The following is a 20083-nucleotide window of genomic DNA, read 5'->3' as shown; positions in this document are numbered from 1 at the left end:
GGCTCACCATTTCAGCCAGCGCGAGCGGGTCGGGGCGCCACGGCGACCGCGGCGCGCCGGCCCAGCATCACGGTCGCGATCACGGCGGCGGCGAACAGCCACGTCGACGGCGCGACCGTCTCGCCGAACAGCAGCGCCGAAAATGCGATCGTGAAGAAGATCTGCAGCAGCTGCACCTGGCCGACGCGCGCGGTGCCGCCCAGCGCGAGGCCCGCGTACCACGCGAAGAAGCCGATGAACTGCGAAAACAGGGTCACGTAGCCGAACGCGAGCACGGTGCGCAGCGCGAGCGGGCCCGGGTGCGCGGCGTGGTGCGCCCAGGCGAGCCAGCCGACCGGCAGCACGAGGAACGGCGCGGAGACGACCAGCGCCCAGCAGATGACCTGCCAGCCGCCCATCTGGCGCGCGAGGCGCGCGCCTTCCGCGTAGCCGAGCGCCCCGACGCCGACCGCGATCAGCATCAGCGCGTCGCCTGCCTGGAGCGTGCCGCCGCCGTCGCGCAGCGCGTACGCGATCACGAGCGCGCTGCCTGCCACCGCGCTGACCCAGAACGCCTTCGACGGCCGTTCGTGCGACAGCCAGGCCGCGTACAGCGCGACGAACAGCGGCTGCAGCCCGTTGACGACCGCGCCGTGCGACGCGGGCACGGTCTTCATCGACCACGCCGAGAACACCGGGTACGCGACGATCACGCCGGCCGACACGACGGCGAGGCCCTTCAGCTGCGCGCGGGTCGGCAGCGGCTCGCGGCGCCACCACAGCAGCAGGCCGGCGGGCACCGCGGCCGCGAGCGCGCGGCCGAGCCCGTTGAGCAGCGGATGCAGCTCGGTGACGACGATGCGCGTCATCGGCAGCGTCAGGCTGAAGATCATCACGCCGATGAGGCCGAGCAGCATGCCCCGGGTTTCGCGCGAATTCATGACGAGGGTGTCTCCGTAACGTGGATCCGTGTATCGATGTTCGGCGGTCGCGCGGCGATGACCGGATGGTCGAGTGTCACGGGACGGGCTGCCATGAACGTCGAAACAAACGCAAGTGTAATGGTGGGCGAGCGGCCGGCGATCCCGTGCGGGCGCCGGCCGCTGCGCGTTGCCTGGCGGGGGAAACGGCTGGTACGCGGCTGGCACGCAGCGCCCGATGCGATCCACTGTAATCGTGCGGACCGGCACAGTAACGGTACAATCGCCGCGATACCCTTCGGTACAGTTGGAGCGACCTTCATGTCCATCGTCCCACTCGCGCAGATTCCCGCCCCGCACGATTCCGCCACGCTCACGCTGGTCGACCAGCTGGTCCAGTGGGCGCGGCGTCGCATCGACGAGCGCGTGTTCCGGCCCGGCATGCGGATGCCGTCGATCCGCAAGCTCGCGCTCGACAAGAGCGTGTCGCGTTTCACCGTCGTCGAGGCCTACGAGCGCCTCGTCGCGCAGGGCTACCTGGATTCGCGGCGCGGCTCGGGCTTCTACGTGCGCGAGCGCGTGGCCGGCCCGCAGCCGGTCGAGCCGGGCGCGCGCGGCGCGGAGGCGGCGCCCGTGCACAACACGATCGACGTCGTCTGGCTGCTGCGCAACATGCTGCACACCGTCAGCCCGGAAAAGGGGCCGGGGCTCGGCTACCTGCCGGGCCGCTGGCTCGACGGCGAGCTGATCACCGGCGCGCTGCGCGCGCTCGGGCGGCAGGCCGGCGCGCAGATGCTCGGCTTCGGCACCGCGCAGGGCTTCCTGCCGCTGCGCCAGCAATTGCAGACGCGGCTCGCCGAAGTCGAGATCGGCGTGACGCCCGACCAGCTCGTGCTCGTGTCGGGCATCACGCAGGCGATCGACCTGATTTCGCGGATCTACGTGCGCCCGGGCGACGCGGTGATCGTCGGCGATCCGGCGTGGTTCCAGATGTTCGGCCGCTTCGCCGCGCAGGGCGCGCAGCTCGTCGGCATGCCGTACACGCCGGACGGCCCAGATCTCGACGCGCTCGAGACGCTCGTGCAGATGTGGCGCCCGAAGATGCTCGTGATCAACTCGGTGCTGCAGAACCCGACCGGCACGTCGCTGTCGGCCGCGCAGGCGTTCCGGATCCTGAAGCTCGCGGAGGCGTACGATTTCCTCGTCGTCGAGGACGACGTGTACGGCGACCTGTGCCCGCCGAGCTATCCGGCGACGCGGCTCGCGAGCCTCGACCAGCTCAAGCGCGTGATCTACCTCGGCAGCTATTCGAAGACGCTCGCGGCGAACCTGCGGGTCGGCTACGTCGCGTGCGCGCCGGAGATCGCGAAGGCGATCACCGACCAGAAGATGCTGGTGGGCATGACGACGCCCGAGCTCAACGAGCGGGTGCTGTACAAGATCCTGACCGAAGGGCATTACCGGCGCCACGTCGAGCGGCTGCGCGCGCGGCTCGACGGCGTGCGCGACAAGACCGCGCGGATGCTCGAGCGCACGGGCCTGCGCCTGTTCACGGCGCCTGCCGCGGGGATGTTCCTGTGGGCCGACACGGGCGTCGATTCGGACGCACTCGCGGCGGCCGCGCACGAGGAAGGCTTCCTGCTGACGCCGGGCAGCCTGTTCTCGCCGCAGCAGTCGCCGTCGACGTGGACGCGGTTCAATATCGCGAACTGCGGCGATCCGGCGCTGCCGGCGTTTTTGTCGCGGTATCTGGAATCGGTCGCGCGGCGGGCGTCGTGACGCCGCGCCGCCCACCCGCGGCCCTTGAAATCGCGTCGGCCGTCCCCAGATAGGCGCGCATTGCCCGCCCGGTGCCGCGCGCCGGGCACCGGGCTCACACCATTCAAGTTCAAGTAAGAGGAAACCGCATCCATGGCACACGAAACGATGAGCTTTCAGGCAGAGGTCAAGCAGCTCCTCCACCTGATGATTCATTCGCTTTACAGCAACAAGGAAATCTTCCTGCGCGAACTGGTGTCGAACGCGTCCGACGCGGCTGACAAGCTGCGCTTCGAGGCGCTCGCGAACAACGCGCTCTACGAGAACGATCCGAACCTGCGCATCCGCATCGGCTACGACAAGGCCGCGCGCACGATCACCATCGAAGACAACGGCATCGGCATGAGCCGCGACGAGGCGATCGCGAACCTCGGCACGATCGCGCGCTCGGGCACCAAGGAATTCTTCTCGAAGCTGTCCGGCGACCAGCAGAAGGACGCGGCGCTGATCGGCCAGTTCGGCGTCGGCTTCTACTCGGGCTTCATCGTCGCGGACAAGATCAGCGTCGAGACCCGCCGCGCGGGCCTGCCGGCAAGCGAAGGCGTGCGCTGGGAAAGCGCGGGCGAGGGCGACTTCACGGTCGACGCGATCGAGCGCGCGCAGCGCGGCACGACGATCACGCTGCACCTGCGCGAGGGCGAGGACGAGCTGCTGTCGTCGCACCGTCTGAAGTCGATCGTCCAGAAGTACTCGGATCACATCGCGCTGCCGATCCTGATGCAGAAGGAAGAGTGGGATCAGGAAAAGGGCGAGATGGTCCTGAAGGACGAGGACGAGACCGTCAACCAGGCGAGCGCGCTGTGGACCCGCTCGAAGAGCGACATCACCGACGAGCAGTACCAGCAGTTCTACCAGCACATCGCGCACGACCACCAGGATCCGCTCGCGTGGACGCACAACCGCGTCGAGGGCCGCAGCGAATACACGCAGCTGCTGTTCGTGCCGTCGCACGCGCCGTTCGACCTGTGGAACCGCGACTACCGCGGCGGCCTGAAGCTGTACGTGAAGCGCGTGTTCATCATGGACGACGCCGAGCAGCTGCTGCCGCAGTACCTGCGCTTCGTGAAGGGCGTCGTCGATTCGGCGGACCTGCCGCTCAACGTGTCGCGCGAGATCCTGCAGGAAAGCCGCGACGTGAAGGCGATCCGCGAAGGCGTGACCAAGCGCGTGCTGTCGATGCTCGAAGAGCTCGCGAACGCCGAGGACGATGCCGGCAAGGAGAAGTTCGCGACGTTCTGGCGCGCGTTCGGCCAGGTGCTGAAGGAAGGCCTCGGCGAGGATCACGCGAACCGCGAACGCATCGCGAAGCTGCTGCGCTTCGCGTCGACGCACGGCGACAGCGACGCGCAGGACGTGTCGCTCGCCGACTACGTCGCGCGCATGAAGCCCGAGCAGAGCAAGATCTACTACGTGACCGGCGATGCATGGCAGGCCGCGAAGAACAGCCCGCACCTCGAGGTGTTCCGCAAGAAGGGCGTCGAGGTGCTGCTGCTGACCGACCGCGTCGACGAGTGGATGCTGTCGTTCCTGCATGACTTCGACGGCAAGCCGCTCGCGAGCGTCGCGCGCGGCGACCTCGATCTCGGCGCGCTGAACGACGACGAGAAGAAGGCGCAGGACGAGGCGGGCGAGGCGATCAAGCCGGTGGTCGACAAGATGAAGGAAGCGCTTGGCGACAAGGTGAAGGACGTGCGCGTCACGTTCCGCCTGACCGATTCGCCGTCGTGCCTTGTCGCGGACGACAACGACATGAGCGGCTACCTGCAGCGGATGCTGAAGGCGGCCGGCCAGAACGCGCCGGCGATGCAGCCGATCCTCGAGATCAACCCCGAGCACGCGCTCGTGAAGCAGCTGAGCGCAGACAGCGCCGACTTCGGCGACTGGTGCCACCTGCTGTTCGACCAGGCGCTGCTGGCTGAAGGCGGCACGCTCGACGATCCGGCCAGCTTCGTGAAGCGGACCAACGCGCTGCTGCTGTCGCGCACCGCGTGACCGCGCGGATGCGATTCGACGGCGCCCGGGCGGGCTGGCGCGAGACGCCCCGGCCCGGCTGCACGCTCGATCAGCGCGACTGGCTGACGCGCGGCGGCTCGCTGACCGCGCACCTCGCGCGGCTCGGCCGCGTGACGGTGCGCGTGACCCGCGAGGCGGTCGACTGCCCGTGGTTCGACGAGCATGCGGCGCTCGCCAGCGCGCCGCGCGCGCCGATGTGGGTGCGCGAGGTGATCCTGTCGGTCGACGGCACGCCGTACGTCGCCGCGCACAGCATCGCGCCGCTCGCCGCGAGCAAGGGGATCTGGCAGGCGATACGGCGGCTGCGCACGCGGCCGCTCGCCGAGCTGCTGTACAGCGATCCGCAGGTCGAGCGCTCGACGCTCGTCAGCCGGCGCGTGATCGCCGGCCATCCGCTGTATGCGCTCGCGACGCACGCGCTCGCCGGCGCCCGGGCGCCGCATGCGTTCGCCGCGCGGCGCTCGGTGTTCCAGCGGCACGGTGCGCCGCTGATGGTGACCGAATGCATGCTGCCCGCGCTGTGGCGGCATATCGATGCGTATGGCGACGGGCCGCGCCCGGGCGGATCGGTCGAGGGCGCGTGATGCTGCAAGGCTTTCCGCCGGTCGTGGGGCCGGACACGCATACGATGATCCTCGGCAGCTTTCCCGGCGAGGCGTCGCTCGATGCGGCGCAGTATTACGCGCATCCGCGCAATCAGTTCTGGCGGTTGCTGGGTACGGTGCTGGGCGAGCCGGCGCTGCACGAACTCGCGTATGACGCGCGGCTCGAACGCGTGCTCACACATGGCATCGGCATCTGGGACGTGCTCGCCGCGTGCCATCGCGAAGGCAGTCTCGATTCGGCGATTCGCCATGCGAAGCCGAATGACTTCGATTCGTTGCGGGAGCATGCGCCGCTGCTGAAGAGGGTGTGTTTCAACGGCAAGACGGCGGGGCGGTTTGCGGAAGTGATCGGCGCGGCGGGATATGAGACGCTGGTGCTGCCTTCGTCGAGCCCGGCGAATGCGATGCTTTCGTTCGAGCAGAAGCTCGTCTTCTGGCAGGGAATCCGCGGCTGACCGCGGCGCGACCGAACCGTCGGTCGTTTCAGCCGCGCCGTTCCTGCAACTCTACTTTTGCAATTCGGGCGCCTTTGCCAGCGCGGATTGCAGCTTGGACACCGCATCGGCCGTTGCAAGCTGCCCGGCCAGGCCGAAGTTGCGCTTGAATTCACTGAACTCCGCGTGGCCGGTACCCGTCACGTCCGCGGTGACAACGGTCTGGCCGCTCGGGTCCGCCACGGTGCAGGCGAGCGTGACCGAGAAGTCCGTGGGCGGCCACGTGAAGGGGCTGGGGGACGACGACGTCGTCTTGATCGTCGGCGTGATCACGTAATCGAGATGCTTGGCCTGAATCGTTGCCGCGTCCGGCGCACTCTTGAGCTTGGTCACATTCTTGAATACGTGGCCGAGACCGACGTAAATCGGCAATTCGAGGTCGTGGTACGGGCGATAGCTCACCTTGTCGCCGCCGCCGCCCGGCGTAATCACTTCCCGCGACAACTGATCATCCGTGATGACAAGACCCACTGTCTTGTCGAGTGGCGAGGTCGACAGGGCAGGAATCTTGCTCGCGTCGCCGGTCAGCGAAATCTCGTGCGCACAGCCGGATAATGCCGCGACCACGGCTGCTGCTGCAATCATTCGAATCAATGCCATTGTGCTTGGTCTCTCGTGGTGTGGTTGATAACGTTATTGAATTGCCTCGAGGAAGGCGGGATCGGCATATAGCTCGCCGAGCAGCTTTTGCACGGCGAGCGGATATTCTTCGCGTGCTTTCGGTACGGCAATCATTGCCGCGAACGCCGAATCCCATTGTGTGTGCGCGGATTTGACCTGGTCGTAGCGCACTGCGCCGGAGCGCATCACGATGAAGCGCGCCGACAGTCTCGCCGCGCCGGTGGCCATGCCGACGTCGATGTCGTTTTCCAGTAGCGTCGCCTTGATCTCGACATCGCTTTGCGCGGAGAGCTTGCCGGCCATCTGCAATTCCTTCGTCATCGCGTCGGCAAGATAGGCGCCGAACGAATCCCCGACCGGGGACTTCATCAGGTTTGCGCGCAGGGGGACCGGGTACCGATTGGTGGTATCCGGGCGGGATTCGAACGCGCCGATTTTCGCGTGCGCGGTCGTGGCATTCTTGAGCGACTGAATATTGTCGACAGCGGGGGAATACGGCGGAGCGATCATCGAACACGCGCTCAATAACACGATCGGCACGATCAGGCCGACTGTACGGACAACGTTGGGCATATTTGAATTACCTTTGATTGCTAAAGTCGGCTTACACGGGGACGTGTAAAGCAATGTCGCCCGGCGCGCGATCGGCGGATATAAGCGTGAGGTTTTGTCTGGTGGAATTCGATTTGGCCTCCGTTCGGAAATATCGGCACGGAATCGCAAATCTTGAATCGCGCGGCGGGTGAGCGACGCCACTCAGTTTCGATCGCCGTCGCCCCATTTCCATCCCGGTTTCTCGCCTTTCACCGAGCAAATGGCAATCAGCGCGGCGGACAACTCCGCAACGCACGCGCCGAACGCATATGGCACCCGGTTCGGCGGCAGAAGCCACACGCTCGCGACGAGTCCGAGCATGTACAGAAGCAGCGCCCCCCAGCTTTGCCAGGTGACCGGCAAACCCCATCCCCACCCGTAGCGCTTGGCCGGGAACCAGATCGTCTTCGAGTTCGGGTCCATGCGATCCTCCCGTCGTCAGTGGTAGTTGCTTTCTCTCTGTCGACGTACTGCGAGGATCGTTACCGATCGGCTGTCGTCGATCTCGAACAACGCAACATAGCCGGCTGCACCGAACGGAATGATCAGTTTCCGCAGAAATGGCATCGATGGATGGACTTTGCGGCAGGTGAACGGCGACGATTCGAGTGTTGCGATTCCGGAAGCGTTCGGCAGCTCGCTGCCCCGCACCAATGCTATCCTCTCGTCCGCAAAACCCGCCTCACCCCTGCGAGATTCATTCATGACCCGACTGATCAAGCGCGCGTCCGCCGAGGCGCGCGCATTCAAGCGCGACGAACCGTCCGCGTACAACGGCTCCGCGAAACTCCGGCCGCCGCGCGTGAAGCGCCGCACCGACATCGACGAAAACGACGACGTGCCCGTGCTCGAAGCGCCGCGCAAGCCGCGCTTCGCGCCCGTTACGTTCTCCGAAGAGGGCGGCGTGCGCTTCCTGCACTTCGGCACCGAATGGGTGCAGGGTGCGATGCGGATTTCCACGCCGCTGCACATCGAGCTCGAATACGCGCAGCAGATGATGGCGTGGCTGCTGTTCCTCGAAACCCCCGAGCGCGTCGTGCAGCTCGGGCTCGGCACGGGCGCCTTGACCAAGTTCGCGCACCGCTTCCTGCCGCAGGCGAAGGTCGAGGCCGTCGAGCTGAACCCGGCCGTGATCGTCGCCGCGCACACGATGTTCGCGCTGCCGCCCGACGACGCGCGCCTCGCCGTGCACGAAGCGGACGCGTGGGATTTCGTCAACGAACCGGCCAACCGCGGCACCATCGGCGCGCTGCAGATCGACCTGTACGACGCCACCGCGCGCGGCCCGGTGCTCGACAGCGTCGCGTTCTACCGCGCGGTGCGCGGCTGCCTCGCCGACGCGGGCATCGCGACGATCAACCTGTTCGGCGACCATCCGAGCTTCGTGCGCAACATGAAGCACCTGAACACGGCGTTCGACAACCGCGTGATCGCGCTGCCCGAAGTGCACGACGGCAACCGGATCGCGCTCGCATTCTCGGGCCCCGCGCTCGACGTGCCGTTCGCGCAGCTCGACGCGCGTGCGGCGCTGATCGAGGACACGCTGAAGCTGCCCGCGCGCAAGTGGGTGAAAGCTTTGAAAGCGTCGGTTGCGCCGCGCGCGGCCGCGTTCACCATCTGACGCTTCATGCGCCGGCAGCATGCCGGCGCAACCGCTCGGCGGGGACGGATCACCTCGGGTTCGTCCCTGCTTGACCGGCCGCTTGCGGCTCCTATACTGGCGCGAAGCCAGGGGAGCCGCAGCTTACCCGTTTCGACGCTCCTCTCGCCGCCGTACCCGTTCAAGAAAACCGACAACCGGGAATGATGAGGAGACGTCATGGCTCACGATGCCGACGCCAACCGGGCCGCCAAGCGCTGGCTCTGGCTGCTGGTGCTGCCGCTGATCGCGATGGTCTGGGTGCCGTCGTACAACAAGGTCGATCCGCAATGGTTCGGCTTTCCGTTCTTCTACTGGTATCAGCTGCTGTGGGTTTTCATTAGCGCGGTGATCACCGCGCTCGTCTACTTCAAGACCAAGAACGCGTGGAAGGCAGGCGGCACGCAAGGAGACGGTCGATGAATCTTGCCGCTACCTTCGTCTTCGTCCTGCTGTTCATCGGCGTCACGATCATCGGCTTTCTCGCCGCGAACTGGCGGCGCGGCGATCTCGCGCATCTCGACGAATGGGGCCTCGGCGGCCGCCGCTTCGGCACCATCGTCACGTGGTTCCTGCTCGGCGGCGACCTGTACACCGCGTACACGTTCGTCGCGGTGCCGGCGCTGGTGTTCGGCGCGGGCGCGATGGGTTTCTTCGCACTGCCGTACACCATCCTGATCTATCCGTTCGCGTTCGTGGTGTTCCCGAAGCTGTGGAGCATTGCGAAGCGGCACGGCTACGTGACGTCCGCCGACTTCGTCAACGCACGCTACGGCAGCCGGATGCTCGCGCTCGCGATCGCGGTGACGGGCATCCTCGCGACGATGCCGTACATCGCGCTGCAGCTCGTCGGCATCGAGGTCGTGATCGGCGCGCTCGGCTTCGACACGACCGGCTTCGTCGGCGACCTGCCGCTGATCATCGCGTTCGCGATCCTCGCCGCATACACGTACACGTCGGGCCTGCGCGCGCCCGCGATGATCGCGATCGTGAAGGACATCCTGATCTACATCACGATCGCCGCGGCAGTCATCGTGATTCCGGCGAAGCTCGGCGGCTTCGGCCAGATCTTCGGCCACGTGCCGCCCGCGAAGCTGCTGCTGAAGGCGCCGGACGCCGCAAGTCTGAACGGCTTCAGCGCATACGCGACGCTCGCGATCGGCTCGGCGCTCGCGCTGTTCCTGTATCCGCATTCGGTCACGGCGATCCTGTCGTCGTCGTCGGGCAACTCGATCCGCCGCAACATGGCGATGCTGCCCGCGTACTCGTTCGTGCTCGGCCTGCTCGCGCTGCTCGGCTACATGGCGCTCGCGTCGGGCGTGAAGGACATGCCGCAGTACGCGCCGTACTTCAAGGCGTTCGGCCCGAACTTCGCGGTGCCCGCGCTGTTCCTCGAGTATTTTCCATCGTGGTTCGTCGGCATCGCGTTCGCGGCGATCGGCATCGGCGCGCTGGTGCCGGCGGCGATCATGTCGATCGCGGCCGCGAACCTGTACACGCGCAACATCCACCGCGAGTTCGTCAATCGCAACATGACGCACGAGCAGGAGACGCACGTCGCGAAGCTCGTGTCGCTGATCGTGAAGGTGGGGGCGGTCGCATTCATCCTCGGGCTGCCGCTGACCTATGCGATCCAGCTGCAGCTGCTCGGCGGCATCTGGATCATCCAGACGCTGCCCGCGATCGTGCTCGGCCTCTACACGCGCATGCTCGACTATCGCGGCCTGCTGGCCGGCTGGGCCGCGGGCATCGTGTGCGGCACGTGGATGGCGGCCTCGCTGAAGCTCGCGAGCTCGATCTTCACGATCCACCTGTTCGGCTATGCGATTCCCGGGTATGCGGCGGTGTGGTCGCTGGCCGTGAACCTCGTCGTCGCGATCGTCGTCAGCGTGCTGGTGCGCGCGATGGGCATGTCGCATGCGGAAGACCGCACGCGGCCGGAGGATTATCTGGACGTCGTCGAAGGCTGACGCGCTGCGTGCGCGCAAAAACAAAACCGCCCGCCACCGGAAGGTGGCGGGCGGTTTTTCTCGTCAGCCCTTTGCGCGCTGCGCGAGCTCGTCGCGCTGCGACAGATCCTCGACGTTGACCATCCACTGGATGCCGAAGCGGTCCTTCAGCATTCCGAAGCCGAGCGCCCAGAAGGTCTTCCCGAACGGCATCGTCACCTCGCCGCCGTCGGCAAGCGCGTCGAACAGCTTCTTGCCTTCGTCGACGGTCGCCGGGTTCAGCGACAGCGAATAGCCGGTGTGCGTACCGCCCGTATTGCGGCAATCGCCGTCCGAGCACATGATCGTCGACTCGCCGATCGTGAAGCTCGCATGCATGATCTTGTCCGCCATCTCGGGCGTGACAGGGTGCTCGGGGTTCGGCGGCGCGTCCTTGAAATGCATCTTGAACATCGTCTTCGCGCCGAGCGCTTTTTCGTAGAACTGAAGTGCTGCTTCGGCCTGTCCGTAGAAAGTCAAATACGGTTCGACTCGCATCGTCTGTCTCCTGTTGAACGGGAAGGGCGCATCGGGAAGCGGCCGACGCGCCCGTGACGTGGATTGTAGTGCGCGAGGTTGACCGAGGCATGAAAAATAAAACGGCCGCGAACACGCGGTTCGCGGCCGTTTCCGGCGTGGCTGCTGTCGGCTGCTGACAGCGCTGCTGCCAGCCGCTGACGCGTCAGCGCAGCGCGTCGATCAGCTTCTCGAGCTTCACCGCATCGGCGGCGAACGTGCGGATGCCTTCGGCGAGCTTCTCGGTCGCCATCGCGTCGTCGTTCAGCTGGAAGCGGAAGGCGGGCTCATCGATTGCTACACGCGCGGCCGGCGCGTCCGTGAGGGTTTCCGGCGACAGCTTGCGCGCGACCGTCTCGTTGCTGTCTTGCAGCTTCTGCAGCAAATCGGGGCTGATGGTCAGCAGGTCGCAGCCGGCGAGCTCGACGATCTGGCTCGTCGTGCGGAAGCTCGCGCCCATCACCTCGGTGCCATAGCCGAAGGTCTTGTAGTACGTGTAGATGCGGCGCACCGACTGCACGCCCGGATCGTTCGCGCCGCCGTTCGTCGCTTCATCCCACTCGGCGCCGGCCTGCTTCTTGTACCAGTCGTAGATGCGGCCGACGAACGGCGAGATCAGCTGCGCGCCGGCTTCCGCGCACGCGGCGGCCTGCACCAACGAGAAAAGCAGGGTCATGTTGCACTTGATCCCTTCCTTTTGCAGCACCTCGGCCGCGCGGATGCCTTCCCACGTCGATGCGAGCTTGATCAGGATGCGCTCGCGGCCGATGCCGGCGGCTTCGTAGAGCTTGATCAGTTCGTGCGCCTTATCGACGGAGCGCTGTGCGTCGAACGACAGGCGCGCGTCGACCTCGGTCGACACGCGGCCCGGGATCAGCTTCAGGATCTCGGTGCCGAATGCGATCAGCAGGCGGTCGATGATGAAGTCGGTGCTTTCGTTGCGGTGATCGCGGACGGTTTTTTCGAGGATCGGCTTGTACGCATCCTTCTGCACGGCCTTCAGGATCAGCGACGGGTTCGTGGTCGCGTCCTGCGGCTTGTATTGCGCGAGCTGCTGGAAATCGCCCGTGTCGGCGACGACGGTGGTGTACTGCTTGAGCTGGTCGAGTGCGGTAGTCATGGCGATTCGAGAAGAGGGCGCGATGCGCCGGGGTTCCCACGGGCCGCGCGTGCGCGGCGGCGAAGCGAAGCGGCGCGCGGGGCGCCGCTTCCGATCCGTTATTCTAGGCCCGATTCGCGTCGCGCATGTTTCGCACGGCGGACGATCGTGCGGGAATGCTGTTTGCGCCCGCCGCGACGCGCGCGCCCGGGCGTCATGCCGGGCGGCGCGCGTTGAGGATCACCTGGGTGGCGACCCCCGCGACGAGCCCCCAGAACGCCGAGCCGATCGACAGCAGCGTGAGGCCCGACGCGGTGACCATGAACGTGACGAGCGCGGCCTCGCGCTGCTTCGCGTCCTGCATCGCGTTCGCGAGGCCGCTCATGATCGAGCCGAACAGCGCGAGCGCGGCGACCGACACGACGAGCGCCTTCGGCAGCGCGGCGAACAGCGCCGCGATCGTCGCGCCGAAAATCCCGGCGACCAGGTAGAACGTGCCGCACCACACCGCGGCCGTATAGCGCTTCGCGCGATCCTCGTGCGCCTCGGGGCCGGTGCAGATCGCGGCGGTGATCGCCGCGAGGTTCACGCCGTGCGAGCCGAACGGCGCGAGCACGAGCGACGCGAGGCCGGTCGTCGCGATCAGCGGCGACGACGGCGTCGGGTAGCCGTCCGCGCGCAGCACCGCGATGCCCGGCACGTTCTGCGACGCCATCGCGACCACGAACAGTGGAATGCCGATGCTGACGATCGACGCGATCGAGAACGCCGGGACCGTGAACACCGGCTTCGCGAACGCGACGTGGAACCGGCTGAAGTCGAGCAGGCCGAGCATGCCCGCGGCCACGGTGCCGACGGCGAGCGTCGTGACGATCGCATAGCGCGGCGCCGCGCGCTTGACGATCAGGTACGTGAAGAACATCGCGAGCACGAGCGCGGTCTGGTGCTGCGCGGCGCGGAAGATCTCGATGCCGATCTCGAACAGGATGCCGGCGAGCAGCGCGGCGGCGATGCCGGCGGGAATCCGGCGCATCAGCGTGTCGAACAGGCCGCTCACGCCGACCGCGGTCAGCAGCAGCGCGCAGACGATGAACGCGCCGATCGCCTCGGCATACGGCACGCCGGGCAGCGACGCGACCAGCAGCGCGGCGCCGGGCGTCGACCACGCGACGACGACGGGCGCGCGAAAGCGCAGCGACAGGCCGATCGTCGTCACCGCCATGCCGATCGACAGCGCCCAGATCCACGACGAGATCTGCGCGTCGCTCAGGTGCGCGGCGCGGCCGGCCTGGAACATCAGCACGAGCGAGCTCGTATAGCCGGTCATCATCGCGACGAAACCGGCGACGAGCGCGGATACCGAGGTATCCGAGAAAAAACGGCCGCTCGCGCGGCCCGTGTCCGCGACGGATGGCGGGTTCATGGTGACTCCGGGGGAACGCGGCCCGCGAGGGCGGGGCCGCCGTCAGGTGTTATTTGCTGAGTGTGCGCATCGCGGTTTCGAGGCCCGCGAGCGTGAGCGGATACATGCGCTGGCCGAGCAGGTCGCGGATCACCGCGACCGACTGGCGGTATTCCCATAGTCGCTCGGGCTCGGGGTTCAGCCACGCGTGATGGGGGAACTGGTCGGCGAGCCGCCGCAGCCATACCGCGCCGGCCTCGGGGTTGTTGTATTCGACCGAGCCGCCCGGCTGCAGCACTTCGTACGGGCTCATCGTCGCATCGCCGACGAAGATCAGCTTGTAGTCGGGCGTGAACTTGTGCAGCACGTCCCAGGTCGCGGTGCGCTCCGCGTGGCGGCGGCGGTTGTTCTTCCACAGGTGGTCGTACACGCAATTGTGGAAGTAGAAGAACTCGAGGTGCTTGAATTCGGCCTTCGCGGCGGAGAACAGCTCTTCGGTGCGCTTGATGTGATCGTCCATCGAGCCGCCGACGTCGAGCAGCATCAGCACCTTCACGTTGTTGTGGCGCTCGGGCACCATCCGCAGGTCGAGCCAGCCCGCGTTCGCGGCGGTGCTGCGGATCGTGCCGGGCAGGTCGAGCTCCTCGGCCGCGCCTTCGCGCGCGAAGCGGCGCAGCCGCCGCAGCGCGACCTTGATATTGCGCGTGCCGATCTCGACCGAATCGTCGTAGTCGCGGAACGCGCGCGCTTCCCACACCTTGACCGCGGTGCGGTTGCCGTTCGACGGCCCGCCGATGCGGATGCCTTCCGGGTTGTAGCCGCCGTGCCCGAACGGCGACGTGCCGCCGGTGCCGATCCACTTGTTGCCGCCTTCGTGCCGCTCCTTCTGCTCGTCGAGCAGTTCCTTCAGGCGCGCCATCAGCTTGTCGAGCCCGCCCATCGCTTCGATCTGCGCCTTTTCCTCCGGCGACAGCTCGCGCTCGAGCCGTTTCTCGAGCCAGTCGAGCGGGACGTCGAACGCGTCGGCCGGCAGCGCGGACACGCCGTGGAAGTACGCGCCGAACGCCTGGTCGAACTTGTCGAAGTATTGCTCGTCCTTCACGAGCGTCATGCGCGCGAGGTAGTAGAACGCGTCGATCGACGGCGCGATCAGCCCGGCCTTCAGCGATTCGAGCAGCGTCAGGTATTCCTTCACCGAGACGGGCAGCTTCGCTGCGCGCAGCGCGTAGAAGAAATTGAGCAGCATGGCCGGGCCTTTGCGGGTTGTGCGCTTACCGGTTGCGCTGGTTCATGTAGACGAGCCGCTCGAACAGGCTCAGGTCCTGTTCGTTCTTCAGCAGCGCGCCCACGAGCGGCGGCACGATCTGCTTGCGATCGGTGCCGCGCAGCGATTCCGGCGGAATGTTCTCGGCGAGCAGCAGCTTCAGCCAGTCGAGCAGCTCGGACGTCGACGGCTTCTTCTTCAGGCCCGACACGCCGCGCAGCTCGAAGAAGCTCTCGAGCGCCGCGTGCAGCAGCTCCTCGCCGATGTTCGGGTAGTGCACCGCGACGATCTTCTGCATCGTCGATGCGTCGGGGAACTGGATGTAGTGGAAGAAGCAGCGGCGCAGGAACGCGTCGGGCAGTTCCTTCTCGTTGTTCGACGTGATGATCACGAGCGGGCGGTGCTTCGCGCGCACCGTCTGGCGGGTCTCGTACACATGGAATTCCATCCGGTCGAGCTCGCGCAGCAGGTCGTTCGGGAATTCGATGTCGGCCTTGTCGATCTCGTCGATCAGCAGGACGGTCGGCTGCTCGGCGTCGAACGCCTGCCACAGCACGCCCTTCACGATGTAGTTCGCGATGTCCTTCACGCGTTCGTCGCCGAGCTGCGAGTCGCGCAGCCGCGACACGGCGTCGTATTCGTACAGGCCCTGCTGCGCCTTCGTGGTCGACTTGATGTGCCACTGCAGCAGCGGCATGCCGAGCGCGGCGGCCACTTCCTCGGCGAGCATGGTCTTGCCGGTGCCGGGTTCGCCCTTGATCAGGAGCGGGCGTTGCAGCGTCAGCGCGGCGTTGACCGCGAGCTTCAGATCGTCGGTGGCGACGTAGTGCGAGGACCCTTCGAAACGCATGGCGGCGCTCTTCCCGTTCGCGAAAAAATCCCAGTATAAGTCAGAAGGGCTGTCGGCTTCGCCGGCGGCCGCGTATCGTTGCTGGGCCGCGGCGGGGCGGGCCGGGAAGCTGTATGGACGCATTCCCCGCCGTCGCGGTACAATCTGGCCGTTTTTTTGGCCTGCGTGGCGACCCGATAAGCAAAACGGCGCGGGCCGTTGCCGCTTTGGCGCCAGTTTCCCCTCAAGCTAGGTTACAAGAGCTATGAACAAATTCGTCGGCAAACACGTTGTTGTCGCAGCGCTCGTGGCGCTCGCGGGCAGCGCGCAGGCGGCCGGTGTGGTCGGCAACCCGAAGGACGGGGCGAGCAAGGCCGCCATGTGCATCGGCTGCCACGGCATCGACGGCTACCGCACGGCCTATCCGGAGGTCTACCGGGTGCCGGTCCTCGGCGGCCAGAACGAGCAATACCTCGCGAATGCGCTGCAAGCCTACCGCAAGAAGGATCGTCACTTCCCGTCGATGAACGCGATCGCCGGCTCGCTGACGGATCAGGACATCGCCGATCTGGCGGCCTACTATGCCGTGCAGAAGGCCGACACGAAAGACAATCCCTACAAGTAAGCGCCGCTTGCTGATCTCACACGCGGGATAGGAGCATTCATGAACAACGCATTCAAGACGGCGGCGGCGATCGCGTTCGCGGCCGGCCTCGCGATCGGCAGCGCGCACGCGGCCGACCTGTCGAAGGGCAAGGAGCTGGTCGAGTCGCACAACTGCGCGGCCTGCCACGGCGCAAAGATGAACCAGCCGATCAACGCCGAGTATCCGCGCCTCGCCGGCCAGCACGCCGACTACCTCGTCTGGGCGATGCGCCAGTACCAGATGGGCGTGGCGAACCCGCTGCTCGGCCGCAACAACGCGATCATGCAGGCGCAGGTGCAGAACCTGTCGGTCAGCGACATGAAGGACATCGCGGCCTATATCGAGTCGCTGAAGGGCGACCTGGTGTTCAAGAAGTAAGCGTCGCGGGCCCGTGCGGGCCCGGGCTGCGCAAGATACCCCGCCGAGGCGGGGTATTTTTTTGTCCGCGCGCGGCCGGCGCCCGGCTCAGTCGCGCGACGCGCGGCGCAGGATGCGCTGCAGGTACGCGTCGGTGTCCGGCGGCGTGTTGGTGCGCTGGGCTTCCCAGATCGTCTCGCCGAGGCATTCCATGATCGCGTGCTGAGCGTCGTGCGTCGAGTCGAGCCTGGCCGCCAGCTTGTCGTGCGCGGCGCGGATCCCCGGGGGCTGGTCGATCGACAGCTGCTCGCTGATCGCGAGGTGCATCGACAGGTGCAGGAACGGGTTGGTGCGGCCTTCCTCGGGCGCATAGTTGCGCGTGGCGGCGCCGTCGGCGTCCTCGAGTTCGGCGTGGTATTCGGGGTGTTCGACGATCCAGTCGGCCGCGATCGCTTCCAGCGGGGTCAGGATTTCGCCGGCGCGCTGCTTGCGCCAGGTGTCGATGAAAAAGCGACGCACGTCGTCGCGGCTCGGATTGAACATGGTGGGGAACGTCGGGATTCTCGCGGCGTCATGCCGCGTCGCGCATTGTACGCCGGGTCGGCGGACGGTGCTGGCGGCGGGGTGCGGCGGCGCTTGCGGGTAAGCGCGGGCTGGGCCGCGTGCCGCGCCGCCGATACACTCCTGCGACATCCGTCGCTCCACCCCATTCCACCGCATTTCGTGTTGCCATGACCGTCACCGCCCGCTCACCGTCCGGCGCCCTGCAGGGCGCGCTTTACGTCGCGTTGTCCGCCGCTGCGTTCGGCGCGATGGCGATCTTCGGCCGCTACGCGTATGCGGGCGGCGTCGACGTGCTCGGCCTGCTGATCGTGCGCTTCGCGATCGGCGGCGCGGTGCTGGCCGCGATCGCCCGGCACCGGGGCGTCGCATGGCCGCGCGGCCGGGCGCTCGCGCCGCTCGTCGCGATGGGCGCGCTCGGCTACGTCGGCCAGTCGTTCTGCTACTTCAGCGCGCTGCAGCACGCGCAGGCGAGCCTCGTCGCGCTGCTGCTGTACCTGTATCCGGCGTTCGTCACGCTGCTCGCCGCGTGGTGGCTCGGCGAGCGGCTCACGCGCGCCAAGGTCGTCGCGCTCGTGCTGTGCGTCGCGGGTTCGGCGCTGATGGTCGGCGGCGGGCACGGCGAGCCGCTCGGCATCGCGCTGGCGCTCGCGGCCGCGGTGATCTATTCGCTGTACATCGTCGCCGGCACCCGGGCGACGCGCGGGATCGACCCGCTCGCGACGACTGCGATCATCTGCGTGTCGGCAACGGGGATGCTCGTGCTGATCGCCGTGGCGCGCAGCACGGTGCTCGGCGCGCCGCCGCACTGGCCCGCGACGGCGGGCGGCTGGGCGGCGATGCTGGCGATCGCGCTGGTGTCGACGGTGGCCGCGATGATCGCGTTCTTCGCGGGGCTCGAACGGCTCGGCGCGGCGCGCACGTCGATGCTGTCGACGCTCGAGCCGGTCGTGACCGTCGCGCTCGCGGCGCTGCTGTTCGGCGAAGCGCTGTCGCCGCTGCAGTGGGCCGGCGGCGCGGCGATCCTCGCGGCGGTGCTGGCGCTCGTGCGGGCAGGCGGCGCCGCGGCCGACGACGCGACGGCGACGTCCAACGCGTAATCCACCCGGCCGGCACGATGCCCGGCGCGGCGAATCAATCGGCCGGCGGCGGCGTCTTCGGCCTGAACTCGCACAGCGGCTCGATCGCGCAGTGCCAGCATTCGGGCTTGCGCGCCTTGCACACGTAGCGGCCGTGCAGGATCAGCCAGTGATGCGCGTCCTGCAGGTATTCCTTCGGCGTGAACTTCTCGAGCGCGGCTTCGACGGCCCGCACGTCCTTGCCGGGCGCGAGGCCGGTGCGGTTCGCGACGCGGAAGATGTGCGTGTCGACCGCGATCGTCGGATGCCCGAACGCAGTGTTGAGCACGACGTTCGCGGTCTTGCGGCCGACGCCCGGCAGGCTCTCGAGCGCCTCGCGATCGGCCGGCACCTCGCCGCCATACTGCTCGAGCAGGATTCGGCACGTGGCGACCACGTTCTTCGCCTTGGTGCGGTAGAGCCCGATCGTCTTGATGTACTCGGCGACGCCTTCCTCGCCGAGCGCGACAATTTGTCGCGGCGTGTTCGCGACCGGGAACATCTTGCGCATTGCCTTGTTGACCGACACGTCGGTGGCCTGCGCGGACAGCAGCACCGCGATCAGCAGTTCGAACGGCGTCGAGTATTCGAGCTCGGTGGTCGGATTCGGATTGAGGCTCTGCAGCGTTTCGAAGATCGCGCGTCGTTTGCTGGCGTTCATCGTGGTGTCTTGTCGGACGGCGCCGGCGGGCCGTCATCGGGTTCGGGCGCCGCTGCGCCGGTGTCCTGCGCCTGCTGTTCGGCAAGCCGCTTGCGGCGCGCCTCGGCCGCATCGATCTGCGCCTGGACGGCGGCGCTCACGCCGTCGGTATTCTTCGGCGCGTCGCCCTGCGCGGCGAGTTCTTCCTTCTTCTTGCGCGCGCGTTCGAGCGCGGCGGCGATGATCGCGCGTTTCTTCGCGTCGGCATCGCTTGCGGCATCGCTTGCGGCATCGGGCTGCGCGGCGGCCGGCTGGGCCGTGGCGCTCGCCGAGCGGCGCGCGGCCGCGCGCGCCTCGGCCGCTTCGCGTTCGCGGCGCTCGCGCGCGAGGCGGCGGTCGTGGCGTTCGCGGGCGGCGTCGGCCTGCGCCTGGGTCCATGCGTCCCAGCCGGTGTGCTCGCCCGTGACGGGCACCATCGCGATGCAGTCGACCGGGCAGGGCGGCACGCAAAGATCGCAGCCGGTGCAGAGCGAGGCGATCACCGTGTGCATCTGCTTCGGTGCGCCGACGATCGCGTCGACCGGGCAAGCCTGCATGCACAGCGTGCAGCCGATGCAGAGGCTTTCGTCGATCACCGCGACGGGGCGCGGGCGTTCTTCGCCGTTGACCGGGTTCAGCGGGATCACCGGCTTGCCGAGCAGGCGCGCGAGGCGCGCGACGCCTTCGGCGCCGCCCGGCGGGCACTGGTTGTAGTTCGCGTCGCCGGCGGCGATCGCGTCGGCATACGGGCGGCAGCCTTCATAGCCGCACTTCGTGCATTGAGTCTGGGGAAGCAGATCTTCGATGCGATCTGCGAGTGTCTTGGAATCGGTCACGGTGACAGCGGGCGCCGATGCGCCGAATGTCTCTCGGCCGCGGCGGGCGCGGCCGGAAAGGTTTGCCAAATCACGATTATCGCCGATTTCCCGCATTGCGCTTGA

At 67.3% G+C, this 20083-nt stretch carries 23 protein-coding genes; 10 read left to right on the top strand and 13 right to left on the bottom strand.

The window, feature by feature from the left end; translation table 11 throughout:
* Positions 1–11: 11 nt before the first annotated feature.
* A complete protein-coding gene (locus HWY45_RS04420; RefSeq protein ID WP_059883949.1) occupies positions 12–920 on the bottom strand; it encodes a DMT family transporter in 909 nt (302 codons plus the stop codon).
* Between the two features lie 300 nt (positions 921–1220).
* Here HWY45_RS04420 and HWY45_RS04415 point away from each other — a divergent pair, with 300 nt between their 5' ends.
* The 4 genes from HWY45_RS04415 (at position 1221) to HWY45_RS04400 (ending at position 5790) form a co-directional block, all read left to right on the top strand.
* The gene (locus HWY45_RS04415) at positions 1221–2678 is read left to right on the top strand and encodes an aminotransferase-like domain-containing protein (protein ID WP_059566341.1); all 1458 of its coding nucleotides are present in this window, start codon (positions 1221–1223) and stop codon (positions 2676–2678) included.
* Positions 2679–2810: 132 nt separating this feature from the next.
* A complete protein-coding gene (gene htpG, locus HWY45_RS04410) occupies positions 2811–4709 on the top strand; it encodes a molecular chaperone HtpG (RefSeq protein ID WP_059566340.1) in 1899 nt (632 codons plus the stop codon).
* 8 nt (positions 4710–4717) lie between these two features.
* Positions 4718–5314 (top strand): chorismate--pyruvate lyase family protein, encoded by a 597-nt coding sequence (locus HWY45_RS04405; RefSeq protein WP_059883948.1) that lies wholly within the window; start codon positions 4718–4720, stop codon positions 5312–5314.
* Positions 5314–5790 (top strand): DNA-deoxyinosine glycosylase, encoded by a 477-nt coding sequence (locus tag HWY45_RS04400; protein WP_059883947.1) that lies wholly within the window; start codon positions 5314–5316, stop codon positions 5788–5790. Before HWY45_RS04405 ends, HWY45_RS04400 begins: the two co-directional genes overlap by 1 nt.
* A gap of 51 nt (positions 5791–5841) precedes the next feature.
* Here the strand turns inward: HWY45_RS04400 and HWY45_RS04395 are convergent, their stop codons facing one another.
* The 4 genes from HWY45_RS04395 to HWY45_RS36715 all read right to left on the bottom strand — a co-directional run bounded on the left by HWY45_RS04395 (position 5842) and on the right by HWY45_RS36715 (position 7749).
* The gene (locus HWY45_RS04395; RefSeq protein WP_059883946.1) at positions 5842–6429 is read right to left on the bottom strand and encodes a hypothetical protein; all 588 of its coding nucleotides are present in this window, start codon (positions 6427–6429) and stop codon (positions 5842–5844) included.
* A 33-nt stretch (positions 6430–6462) separates the two neighbouring features.
* Complete coding sequence (locus tag HWY45_RS04390) at positions 6463–7023, bottom strand: hypothetical protein (RefSeq protein WP_059883945.1); 561 nt, start codon at positions 7021–7023, stop codon at positions 6463–6465.
* 183 nt (positions 7024–7206) lie between these two features.
* Positions 7207–7467 carry a hypothetical protein gene (locus tag HWY45_RS04385; RefSeq protein WP_059883944.1) on the bottom strand — a complete coding sequence of 87 codons (261 nt, stop codon included), beginning with the start codon at positions 7465–7467 and terminating at the stop codon, positions 7207–7209.
* 15 nt (positions 7468–7482) lie between these two features.
* Positions 7483–7749, bottom strand: a complete 267-nt coding sequence (locus tag HWY45_RS36715; protein ID WP_081063217.1) for a hypothetical protein — start codon at positions 7747–7749, stop codon at positions 7483–7485.
* Between HWY45_RS36715 and HWY45_RS04375 the strand changes: the two genes are divergently transcribed.
* From HWY45_RS04375 to mctP, 3 genes are all read left to right on the top strand, one after another.
* On the top strand, positions 7748–8665 hold the full coding sequence (locus HWY45_RS04375) for a class I SAM-dependent methyltransferase (protein WP_059883943.1): 918 nt from the start codon (positions 7748–7750) through the stop codon (positions 8663–8665). The two genes, HWY45_RS36715 and HWY45_RS04375, sit on opposite strands and share 2 nt — an antisense overlap.
* Before the next feature lie 198 nt (positions 8666–8863).
* Positions 8864–9106, top strand: coding sequence for a DUF3311 domain-containing protein (locus HWY45_RS04370; protein ID WP_059566335.1), 243 nt, complete (start codon positions 8864–8866; stop codon positions 9104–9106).
* On the top strand, positions 9103–10653 hold the full coding sequence (gene mctP / locus HWY45_RS04365) for a monocarboxylate uptake permease MctP (RefSeq protein ID WP_059883942.1): 1551 nt from the start codon (positions 9103–9105) through the stop codon (positions 10651–10653). The genes HWY45_RS04370 and mctP overlap by 4 nt, the downstream gene beginning before the upstream one ends.
* 63 nt (positions 10654–10716) lie before the next feature.
* Here mctP and HWY45_RS04360 read toward each other — a convergent pair whose 3' ends face one another.
* The 5 genes from HWY45_RS04360 to HWY45_RS04340 all read right to left on the bottom strand — a co-directional run bounded on the left by HWY45_RS04360 (position 10717) and on the right by HWY45_RS04340 (position 15802).
* Positions 10717–11169, bottom strand: coding sequence for a VOC family protein (locus tag HWY45_RS04360; RefSeq protein ID WP_059566333.1), 453 nt, complete (start codon positions 11167–11169; stop codon positions 10717–10719).
* A 184-nt stretch (positions 11170–11353) separates the two neighbouring features.
* A complete protein-coding gene (gene tal / locus HWY45_RS04355; protein ID WP_059801907.1) occupies positions 11354–12307 on the bottom strand; it encodes a transaldolase in 954 nt (317 codons plus the stop codon).
* A gap of 193 nt (positions 12308–12500) precedes the next feature.
* On the bottom strand, positions 12501–13709 hold the full coding sequence (locus tag HWY45_RS04350) for a benzoate/H(+) symporter BenE family transporter (protein ID WP_059883941.1): 1209 nt from the start codon (positions 13707–13709) through the stop codon (positions 12501–12503).
* A gap of 49 nt (positions 13710–13758) precedes the next feature.
* A complete protein-coding gene (locus HWY45_RS04345; RefSeq protein ID WP_059883940.1) occupies positions 13759–14934 on the bottom strand; it encodes a vWA domain-containing protein in 1176 nt (391 codons plus the stop codon).
* A gap of 25 nt (positions 14935–14959) precedes the next feature.
* The gene (locus HWY45_RS04340) at positions 14960–15802 is read right to left on the bottom strand and encodes an AAA family ATPase (protein ID WP_059883939.1); all 843 of its coding nucleotides are present in this window, start codon (positions 15800–15802) and stop codon (positions 14960–14962) included.
* A gap of 244 nt (positions 15803–16046) precedes the next feature.
* Between HWY45_RS04340 and HWY45_RS04335 the strand changes: the two genes are divergently transcribed.
* A complete protein-coding gene (locus tag HWY45_RS04335) occupies positions 16047–16406 on the top strand; it encodes a c-type cytochrome (protein ID WP_059566328.1) in 360 nt (119 codons plus the stop codon).
* 39 nt (positions 16407–16445) lie between these two features.
* Positions 16446–16805, top strand: coding sequence for a c-type cytochrome (locus tag HWY45_RS04330; protein WP_059566327.1), 360 nt, complete (start codon positions 16446–16448; stop codon positions 16803–16805).
* Positions 16806–16892: 87 nt separating this feature from the next.
* Here the strand turns inward: HWY45_RS04330 and HWY45_RS04325 are convergent, their stop codons facing one another.
* Positions 16893–17327, bottom strand: a complete 435-nt coding sequence (locus HWY45_RS04325; protein ID WP_059566326.1) for a DUF1841 family protein — start codon at positions 17325–17327, stop codon at positions 16893–16895.
* A 188-nt stretch (positions 17328–17515) separates the two neighbouring features.
* Here HWY45_RS04325 and HWY45_RS04320 point away from each other — a divergent pair, with 188 nt between their 5' ends.
* A complete protein-coding gene (locus tag HWY45_RS04320; RefSeq protein WP_059801913.1) occupies positions 17516–18445 on the top strand; it encodes a DMT family transporter in 930 nt (309 codons plus the stop codon).
* A 34-nt stretch (positions 18446–18479) separates the two neighbouring features.
* Here the strand turns inward: HWY45_RS04320 and nth are convergent, their stop codons facing one another.
* On the bottom strand, positions 18480–19124 hold the full coding sequence (gene nth, locus HWY45_RS04315) for an endonuclease III (protein ID WP_059566324.1): 645 nt from the start codon (positions 19122–19124) through the stop codon (positions 18480–18482).
* Positions 19121–20074 carry an electron transport complex subunit RsxB gene (rsxB, locus tag HWY45_RS04310; protein ID WP_059883938.1) on the bottom strand — a complete coding sequence of 318 codons (954 nt, stop codon included), beginning with the start codon at positions 20072–20074 and terminating at the stop codon, positions 19121–19123. The genes nth and rsxB overlap by 4 nt, the downstream gene beginning before the upstream one ends.
* Positions 20075–20083 lie beyond the last annotated feature (9 nt).

The sequence above is a fragment of the Burkholderia stagnalis genome, from assembly GCF_902830275.1.
Taxonomy (GTDB): Bacteria; Pseudomonadota; Gammaproteobacteria; order Burkholderiales; family Burkholderiaceae; genus Burkholderia; species Burkholderia stagnalis.
Note: the sequence above shows the minus strand (reverse complement) of the source record. Positions and strands in the feature narration are given on the sequence as shown.

Coding starts and splice junctions, on each gene's coding strand:
- HWY45_RS04420 (WP_059883949.1), bottom strand. CDS start 920: ATGAATTCGCGCGAAACCCGGGGCATGCTGCTCGGCCTCATCGGCGTG.
- HWY45_RS04415 (WP_059566341.1), top strand. CDS start 1,221: ATGTCCATCGTCCCACTCGCGCAGATTCCCGCCCCGCACGATTCCGCC.
- htpG (WP_059566340.1), top strand. CDS start 2,811: ATGGCACACGAAACGATGAGCTTTCAGGCAGAGGTCAAGCAGCTCCTC.
- HWY45_RS04405 (WP_059883948.1), top strand. CDS start 4,718: ATGCGATTCGACGGCGCCCGGGCGGGCTGGCGCGAGACGCCCCGGCCC.
- HWY45_RS04400 (WP_059883947.1), top strand. CDS start 5,314: ATGCTGCAAGGCTTTCCGCCGGTCGTGGGGCCGGACACGCATACGATG.
- HWY45_RS04395 (WP_059883946.1), bottom strand. CDS start 6,429: ATGGCATTGATTCGAATGATTGCAGCAGCAGCCGTGGTCGCGGCATTA.
- HWY45_RS04390 (WP_059883945.1), bottom strand. CDS start 7,023: ATGCCCAACGTTGTCCGTACAGTCGGCCTGATCGTGCCGATCGTGTTA.
- HWY45_RS04385 (WP_059883944.1), bottom strand. CDS start 7,467: ATGGACCCGAACTCGAAGACGATCTGGTTCCCGGCCAAGCGCTACGGG.
- HWY45_RS04375 (WP_059883943.1), top strand. CDS start 7,748: ATGACCCGACTGATCAAGCGCGCGTCCGCCGAGGCGCGCGCATTCAAG.
- HWY45_RS36715 (WP_081063217.1), bottom strand. CDS start 7,749: ATGAATGAATCTCGCAGGGGTGAGGCGGGTTTTGCGGACGAGAGGATA.
- HWY45_RS04370 (WP_059566335.1), top strand. CDS start 8,864: ATGGCTCACGATGCCGACGCCAACCGGGCCGCCAAGCGCTGGCTCTGG.
- mctP (WP_059883942.1), top strand. CDS start 9,103: ATGAATCTTGCCGCTACCTTCGTCTTCGTCCTGCTGTTCATCGGCGTC.
- HWY45_RS04360 (WP_059566333.1), bottom strand. CDS start 11,169: ATGCGAGTCGAACCGTATTTGACTTTCTACGGACAGGCCGAAGCAGCA.
- tal (WP_059801907.1), bottom strand. CDS start 12,307: ATGACTACCGCACTCGACCAGCTCAAGCAGTACACCACCGTCGTCGCC.
- HWY45_RS04350 (WP_059883941.1), bottom strand. CDS start 13,709: ATGAACCCGCCATCCGTCGCGGACACGGGCCGCGCGAGCGGCCGTTTT.
- HWY45_RS04345 (WP_059883940.1), bottom strand. CDS start 14,934: ATGCTGCTCAATTTCTTCTACGCGCTGCGCGCAGCGAAGCTGCCCGTC.
- HWY45_RS04340 (WP_059883939.1), bottom strand. CDS start 15,802: ATGCGTTTCGAAGGGTCCTCGCACTACGTCGCCACCGACGATCTGAAG.
- HWY45_RS04335 (WP_059566328.1), top strand. CDS start 16,047: ATGAACAAATTCGTCGGCAAACACGTTGTTGTCGCAGCGCTCGTGGCG.
- HWY45_RS04330 (WP_059566327.1), top strand. CDS start 16,446: ATGAACAACGCATTCAAGACGGCGGCGGCGATCGCGTTCGCGGCCGGC.
- HWY45_RS04325 (WP_059566326.1), bottom strand. CDS start 17,327: ATGTTCAATCCGAGCCGCGACGACGTGCGTCGCTTTTTCATCGACACC.
- HWY45_RS04320 (WP_059801913.1), top strand. CDS start 17,516: ATGACCGTCACCGCCCGCTCACCGTCCGGCGCCCTGCAGGGCGCGCTT.
- nth (WP_059566324.1), bottom strand. CDS start 19,124: ATGAACGCCAGCAAACGACGCGCGATCTTCGAAACGCTGCAGAGCCTC.
- rsxB (WP_059883938.1), bottom strand. CDS start 20,074: ATGCGGGAAATCGGCGATAATCGTGATTTGGCAAACCTTTCCGGCCGC.